General features: G+C 34.8%; 6 protein-coding genes and 3 pseudogenes. 5 read left to right on the forward strand and 4 right to left on the reverse strand.

Annotation, left to right across the window (positions count from 1 at the left end; all coding sequences use genetic code 11):
* The 4 genes and pseudogenes from IC572_RS07515 to IC572_RS07965 form a co-directional block, all read left to right on the forward strand.
* The coding region (locus IC572_RS07515) for a hypothetical protein (RefSeq protein WP_187855742.1) at positions 1-247 on the forward strand (247 nt) is incomplete at its 5' end.
* Positions 248-374: 127 nt separating this feature from the next.
* Positions 375-1,454, forward strand: coding sequence for a DNA-methyltransferase (locus IC572_RS07520; RefSeq protein WP_187855743.1), 1,080 nt, complete (start codon positions 375-377; stop codon positions 1,452-1,454).
* Positions 1,454-2,321: pseudogene (locus IC572_RS07525) on the forward strand (HpyAIV family type II restriction enzyme). The gene IC572_RS07520 and the pseudogene IC572_RS07525 overlap by 1 nt, the downstream one beginning before the upstream one ends.
* A pseudogene (locus tag IC572_RS07965) lies at positions 2,311-2,430 on the forward strand (DNA methyltransferase); the annotation flags it as partial. The pseudogenes IC572_RS07525 and IC572_RS07965, both read left to right, overlap by 11 nt.
* Positions 2,431-2,724: 294 nt before the next feature.
* Here IC572_RS07965 and IC572_RS07530 read toward each other — a convergent pair.
* Together IC572_RS07530 and IC572_RS07535 are read right to left on the reverse strand one after the other, a co-directional pair.
* Entirely contained in the window at positions 2,725-4,182 is a 1,458-nt protein-coding gene (locus IC572_RS07530; RefSeq protein WP_187855745.1) for a glycosyltransferase family 9 protein, read from the reverse strand.
* A 97-nt stretch (positions 4,183-4,279) separates the two neighbouring features.
* Positions 4,280-4,465, reverse strand: a complete 186-nt coding sequence (locus IC572_RS07535) for a hypothetical protein (RefSeq protein WP_000081404.1) — start codon at positions 4,463-4,465, stop codon at positions 4,280-4,282.
* A gap of 215 nt (positions 4,466-4,680) precedes the next feature.
* Here IC572_RS07535 and IC572_RS07540 point away from each other — a divergent pair.
* Positions 4,681-5,944 (forward strand): annotated as a pseudogene (locus IC572_RS07540) (glycosyltransferase family 9 protein).
* A gap of 306 nt (positions 5,945-6,250) precedes the next feature.
* Here IC572_RS07540 and IC572_RS07545 read toward each other — a convergent pair.
* Both IC572_RS07545 and IC572_RS07550 read right to left on the reverse strand, forming a co-directional pair.
* Positions 6,251-6,493, reverse strand: coding sequence for a type II restriction endonuclease (locus IC572_RS07545; protein WP_000446581.1), 243 nt, complete (start codon positions 6,491-6,493; stop codon positions 6,251-6,253).
* Between the two features lie 94 nt (positions 6,494-6,587).
* Positions 6,588-6,755 carry a DNA methyltransferase gene (locus IC572_RS07550; protein WP_187855747.1) on the reverse strand — a complete coding sequence of 56 codons (168 nt, stop codon included), beginning with the start codon at positions 6,753-6,755 and terminating at the stop codon, positions 6,588-6,590.
* Positions 6,756-6,875 lie beyond the last annotated feature (120 nt).

The following is a 6,875-nucleotide window of genomic DNA, read 5'->3' on the forward strand; positions in this document are numbered from 1 at the left end:
GCCAAAGCCATCGGAGATTTTGACTTTAATGCCGCATTCATCAGCAAAGAAGCGAGCGATCTCAACATCTACCGCAGAAGCGGAGGTTCAGCCTTCCCTTTATTCTGCCTTGCCTAATCTCGCTCTAATTTGCGATAGAGGCTCTAAAGTAAGCCCCATTTCTAATGTTTTTGTAACGGGCATGCTTTGCGATTTGCATGTGAATGGATCGGGGAGTTATGCGTTTTTGTTGTATCGTTTAAAATAGGTGGGGATAGATAGCTTCTATCATTTGATGCATTTGATGAGAACAAAGCTAGAGACTAAACATTAAGATAGCCTTAAAACGCTTGTGTTAAAATGGCTAGAGTAGCAGAATGAAAGGTTAGTTAATCATGGATTTTTTAAAAGAAAATTTAAACGCTATCATAGAGGGGGATTGTTTAGAAAAGTTGAAAGATTTTCCTAATAAAAGCGTTGATTTTATCTTTGCTGACCCCCCATATTTTATGCAAACAGAGGGGGAATTGAAGCGTTTTGAAGGCACAAAATTTCAAGGCGTTGAGGATCATTGGGATAAATTTGGCTCTTTTGAAGAATACGATACCTTTTGTTTGGGTTGGTTAAGAGAGTGCCAAAGGATTTTAAAAGATAATGGCAGTATTTGTGTGATAGGGAGTTTCCAAAATATTTTTAGAATTGGTTTTCATTTGCAAAATTTAGGGTTTTGGATACTCAATGATATTGTTTGGCACAAGAGTAATCCGGTGCCTAATTTTGCTGGCAAGAGACTATGCAACGCCCATGAGACGCTTATTTGGTGCGCTAAACACAAAAACAGCAAAGTTACCTTTAATTATAAAACAATGAAGTATCTCAATAATGATAAACAAGAAAAATCGGTTTGGCAAATCCCTATTTGCATGGGTAACGAAAGGCTAAAAGACGCGCAAGGTAAAAAAGTGCATTCCACGCAAAAACCAGAAGCGCTCTTAAAAAAAATCATTTTAAGCGCGACTAAACCTAAAGATATTGTTTTAGATCCCTTTTTTGGCACAGGCACAACAGGGGCTGTGGCTAAATCCATGAACAGGTATTTTATTGGCATTGAAAAAGATTCTTTTTATATCAAAGAAGCGGCAAAACGCCTTAATAGCGCTAGGGATAAAAGCGATTTTATCACTAATTTAGACTTAGAAACTAAACCCCCAAAAATCCCTATGAGTCTTTTAATTTCTAAACAATTACTCAAAATCGGGGATTTTTTATACTCATCTAACAAAGAAAAAATTTGTCAAGTTTTAGAAAACGGACAAGTGAGGGATAATGAAAACTATGAAACTTCTATTCATAAAATGAGCGCTAAATATTTGAATAAAACCAACCATAATGGCTGGAAATTTTTTTATGCGTATTACCAAAATCAATTTTTATTGCTAGATGAATTGCGTTATATCTGCCAAAAGGATTTTTAATGGACTATCAAACCTTTAACGAGATTTTTAATCGTTTTATTTTTGAAACATCTAAAGCAAAATTACTTGAAAATATTGCCGAAAACCCTGAACGCTATTTGGGGATTTTTAGACCCACTAAGCCTAAGACAAAACTATTACAAAATTTATTGACTTCCCATGAGATTAAGTTTGGCGATGCGTTTGAATGCTTAATAGAACAATATTTAAAAGAGCATAACTTTTCACCTTTATCTAAAAAAATTCCTTATAACAATAAGGATAAAGAAAAAAGGGAATCTTTAGAATTAGATCAGTTTGCTAAAAAAGATAACACCTATTATTTTATAGAACAAAAAATGCGAGATGACCATGACAGCGCCAAAAAGAGAGGGCAAATAGATAACTTTAAAAGGAAATTAGAGGCTTTAATCCATCGTTATGGCGAAAACATTCAAGGCTATTTTTACTTTATAGATGAGGGTTTGAATAAAAATCAAAATTATTATAAGGAAGAATTGCAAAAATTATCTGTTGATTATGGCGTGCCTTTGAGTTTGTGCTATGGTAAGGAGTTGTTTGAAAAACTTAATATCTTGCAAGTTTGGGATGAGATTTTAAACCATTTAGCGGCGTGAAATTTTACCCGATTTGCCCAGTTTGAATTTTGATGAAAATCCTTTAGAAAGCTTTAGAGAAATCAAAGATTTAGCGCCAAGCGTTTATAGAAAACTTTTGGATAATGATGGAATTTTCAATCTTGTGTTAATTTTATTCCCAGAACAAAAAGTTTTAAAAATGTTAGTAGAGCATTTTAGACAACAAAATAAAACGATCTATCAGCAATTAGCGTCAAAGTTAGAGGAAAAGTTATTGTCTTTGCGATAGAGGCTCTAAAGTAAGCCCCATTTCTAATGTTTTTGTAACGGGCATGCTTTGCGATTTGCATTTGAACGGATCGGGGAGTTACGCGTTTTTATTGTATCGTTTAATATAGCAAAAACCACTCATAAATCAACCATTTACTCCATTTAAAAGAGTGTGAGTTTAGGTATAAGGAAAACTTGTATCAGGTTTATGGGAATGGATATTAGAAAGTGGTAGGGTTATGATTGTCCATATTTGCCTGATTTATCTATTAAAGTCAAAAGTCCAAGCGTCTTCGTTGGAAAATAAAGCCTTTTTAAGAGCTTGAATTTGAAAGGAGTTTATATAATCGCTCAGTAAAAAGCAGATTTCTATGCTTTTACAATCTAAAGCTGAAGTTATCTTCTAAAAACTTGTAACGCAATCAAACTCGTTCAAAATAGGTTGTTTCTTTGGTATTAGATGGCACATTTTCTTTCAAGAGATGGGGTGCAAAATGTTTAATGGCGCTAATAATATCTTGTGGGTTCACAAAATCCACTGGTGGGTGCGGCATGGTCATGGCTTTGAACATCCAGTTGCTAGACCTAGAAATTATTTTTTGAAAATCCCTTGGATAGATCATGTGGATATTAGGACCAACTTCCTTTGGGTAGGGGTGGAATCTTGGGCTTGAGAGACCTGAAGAGACTATGAACGCATAAGGGATTTTCAAACAAGCGCTCAAATGCATGATAGAAGACTCATTGCCCATCGCAAAACTAGCGTTCTTTAAAAGATAAAGGTATTCTATCAAACCGGTTTGATTGACTAAAGAAATGGCATTTTTGTGGCGTTTTAGAATGGAATTGGCAAGCTTTTCATCTTTTTTAGAGTTCCCGCAAAGAATGAGTTGATATTCAGGATTTAAGAAAGCAATCATCTCGTCAAAGCGTTTATACACTCTAAAATCATCGCTAGCTCCGAGATTCAACACGCCATAAGGTGGTTTTAGAATATTCTTAAACTTTTCGTATTCAAAAGCGATGGGGAGTTTTAATTCAAGTTCAACAAACCCTATATCCACGCCTTTAAAATGCTTAAAAAAAGACTGAAAAAAATCTTGATTGGAATCATAGAGGAATTGCGGCACTTCTTTAGGGTAGAACAAATGCGTGTAAAAGCTTTTTCTAATTTCCCCTCTCTTTCTATAATCAGCCCTAAAGAAAGATTCTATTGGGTGGGTGCAAAAAACCCCCACTTTATTTTCGGCAATCAAGTGCTTTATAATAGCGTCTTCTTTAGTTGAAAAATAAAACATAGAACTATTAATGCATATCTCGTAGCTTTCTTTTCTTAAATTAGAAACATCTTCGTAGCGTTTTCTCATGAATTTTGGGAGAAAAAATAACAATTCTTTTAATTTTGAAAGGCGTGAGCCATTAGCGCCAATCCGCAAGTATTTTTCCCAATAAGCGTTGTCTAAAAAGATAAACTTATCTATATATTGGGAATCGCAATGGGTCGCTATGTCCTTAATAACGGTGTTTCCAATAAAGGTGGTTTCATAATCTTCAAAATATTTTTTAAAAAGAGGTAAAAAATTGCGATAGAGTATATAATCTCCAATAATGTCCAAGCGGATAAAACATAAGGTTTTTTTACGAATGGGTGGAGGAGTAGGCTTTGTAAGAGTGAGCAATCTGTCTAGTTGGTTTTGGATGCGAATAAGGCTATCTTTTTGAAAGGAATAACGACTATTAAAGAACCTTCTAATAACAGGAATCTTTTGAATAAGAGGAATTCTTGCAATGGTTGCAACCATCAAAATGAAAGCTATATAAGGGCAATAATAAAGATAGGATAATTTTGATTTTAAAAACAAAGAGAGTAAAGACTTCAAAAATAGCTCCTATTTTTTAGCGTTCAATCATGTAAAATCCACGCAAAGATTAAGAATAAATAAAGATATGATTATAACAAAAAGTCTCTTATCAAAGCTACATCTTGCGGTAATTGATAAAACCCACAATCTTTTCACCCTCTTTTTCAATGTCAATCAAACCCATATCGTTTGAGCCATTAGGCGGGGTGATGCCTAAAAAGCGCTCATTAAAAGGCCGCCATCTGGCAATAGAAGCGCTGAGTTCGTTAGGATAAAACCCAATAGAGGGGTTTTGACTCACTTAATGAAGCCATTAATCATTGTTTTTAGCCTTAGCTCTGTGCCTAAATCTGTGGTGCTGGTGTATCAAAGTTTTAAATTTGTGTTATACTACAAGATAAAATTTTTGTTTGGGATTAATATTTTGAAACTACTATTACACTACTATTACCTATTGTGCTTGTTTACGCTTATTTTAACCGAAAGACTTCTGATTGGTCTCTTAGGCTCTTTGAAATGACGCAACGCCTGATTGACAAGCTGCTTTCTATCGCTCCCATTAAACGCCAAAACGCCACAGAAAAAGCCTTGTGTATTGTGAGACTAGATGTGGTGGGGGATTATATCTTAAACACGCAATTTTTTTGCCCCCTTCAAAGAGTATTACAAAGATTATAAAATTGTTTTTATTGGCAATTCAATCATCAAAGATTTGAGTGTGGTTGCCGATAGCCCTTATATTGATGAATTTATTTTCTTAGATCATTCCATTTGGAATCAATATAATGGATACATTCACAGCAGGCAGCATGCTTTTAGATTTCTGCGTTATTTGCTCAAATTTTTCATCAAGCGCTACAATGAATTGTTGATGCTTAAAAAAACGCATTACGAGATTGCCATTAGCCCCATTTTGCCTTGGGGCGATATTTTAAGAGATGATATAGTGATGAAACATTTAGACGCTTCTTTTAAAGTTAGCGTAAGGCATGAACCTTTTGTGGATAGGGGCCATCATGGTGTCTATGTTAGCGATGGGAAAATCAGTCATTTTTACACCCATCTTTTCAATATCCCTAAGGTGAGCAAATTCTTATTTGAATTCCATCAGGATTTATTTTCTGCTTTTTTCAAAACTTTTAAAGGAGTGGATTTAGCTCCTGTGCCTTTTGGTATGGAATTGCCACCATCTTCTGTTCTTAAAGAAAGTTCGCAAAATTTACTCAATGGTTTGAGTTCTCGCTATGGCGTATTGAATTTGGGATCAAGCGATTTTTTTAGGTGTTATAGGTATTTTAATAGGATTGTGCGTTATTTGAATGAAGACATTCAGCTAGTGATTTGTGGGACGACGCCCACAGAAGCAAAAGAAGCTGCTAAATTGGTAAAAGCTCATAAAAATGCCATATCGTTAGTAGGGAAAACTAGCTTATTGGAATACGCCTATATCATTAAGGGCGCTGAATTTGCATTAGGGGATGAATCCAGTATCGCTCATTTTGCAGCGGCTCTTAAAGTGCCTTACATCTTTATTTTAAGCAATGGCAGTTCTTATGCAACCTTTCACCCTTATCCTAGAACGCTTTGTGCTACCCATCATGTGATTTATCCCACCGAATTTGCAAATCTTAGAGAATCAAAGAAAATTTGGGAACAACGAGATGTGAATACGATAAAACCTAGCGCCGTGATAGCAAGCATCAAAGAGCACGCCCCACATTTATTAAAAGAGAACACTCCTGATGATATTGATAAAGATTACTTCATAGAAGAAGTGTGAAGCAGTCCAAACAACGCCATCCATTATTCTAACGCCGTTTTCCATCCTTGCTTTTAGGGTGGCTAACTAGATAAGGGGTGTAAATAGAGGTTGTAATTATGCAATTAGGTCTGTTCCAAATAAAATTGCGCTTCGTTCGTCTTCATTATAACGCTCCTTAAAAAACATGAGAAAGTATTATAACGATGATTACTTTATTAGAAATTTAGCATGCATGTTATAGAGCGCTAATCTCTAATCTGTGCATCAAGCAAACTTTATGTTTGGATTTTTCTCGCACACAAAAGATAGATCAGGATACCAATTTTATTTTTCAGCAATAATGATTTCATAACCATTTTTCTTAGCAAATGTTTTAAACTTAGGGAAAAGTTGGATTTCAAGAATTTTTGAAATAATTTTAGTATCTGGTGAAATTGTATAAATATTTTTATCTATATTAATAAATCCTTTAATTTTCCAATCTCCCAACTGAGTTGTAACATGGCCAGTTAATTCTGTTGCAAAAACCTTAAGTTTTTCAATAAAATTTTGTTTGACTGACTCCATAACTACCTTTCAAACACTCAATTGCTATCAAATATATCCAACTAATTATAATATGAAAATTATCGCTTTTAGTGTTGTAAAAATTTGCTTCTCCTTACCAAATGAGCGCTTCTTTTAAGGCTTTTAAAATCTCTTCATAGCTTTCTAATTCATAAACTTTCACTACCCCACCTCCATTAAATTCTTTAAGTGCACCGCTTTTAAAACCGCCAATAACCTTTTTAAGACGAGACAAAATCACGCTCTCAAAATGCTCCCCCATTTAATACCAATATCGCCCTTATCTTATCGCGCCAAGCCAAAGCCATCGGAGATTTTGACTTTAATGCCGCATTCATCAGCAAAGAAGCGAGCGATCTCAACATCTACCGCAGAAGCGGAG

Origin of the sequence: Helicobacter pylori (assembly GCF_014496485.1) — a bacterium.
GTDB lineage: Bacteria > Campylobacterota > Campylobacteria > Campylobacterales > Helicobacteraceae > Helicobacter > Helicobacter pylori_DD.

What these genes read in the sequence shown, in the direction of transcription:
- IC572_RS07545 (WP_000446581.1), bottom strand. Translation starts at nt 6,493, where the DNA reads ATGGAGTCAGTCAAACAAAATTTTATTGAAAAACTTAAGGTTTTTGCA.
- IC572_RS07550 (WP_187855747.1), bottom strand. Translation starts at nt 6,755, where the DNA reads ATGGGGGAGCATTTTGAGAGCGTGATTTTGTCTCGTCTTAAAAAGGTT.
- IC572_RS07520 (WP_187855743.1), top strand. Translation starts at nt 375, where the DNA reads ATGGATTTTTTAAAAGAAAATTTAAACGCTATCATAGAGGGGGATTGT.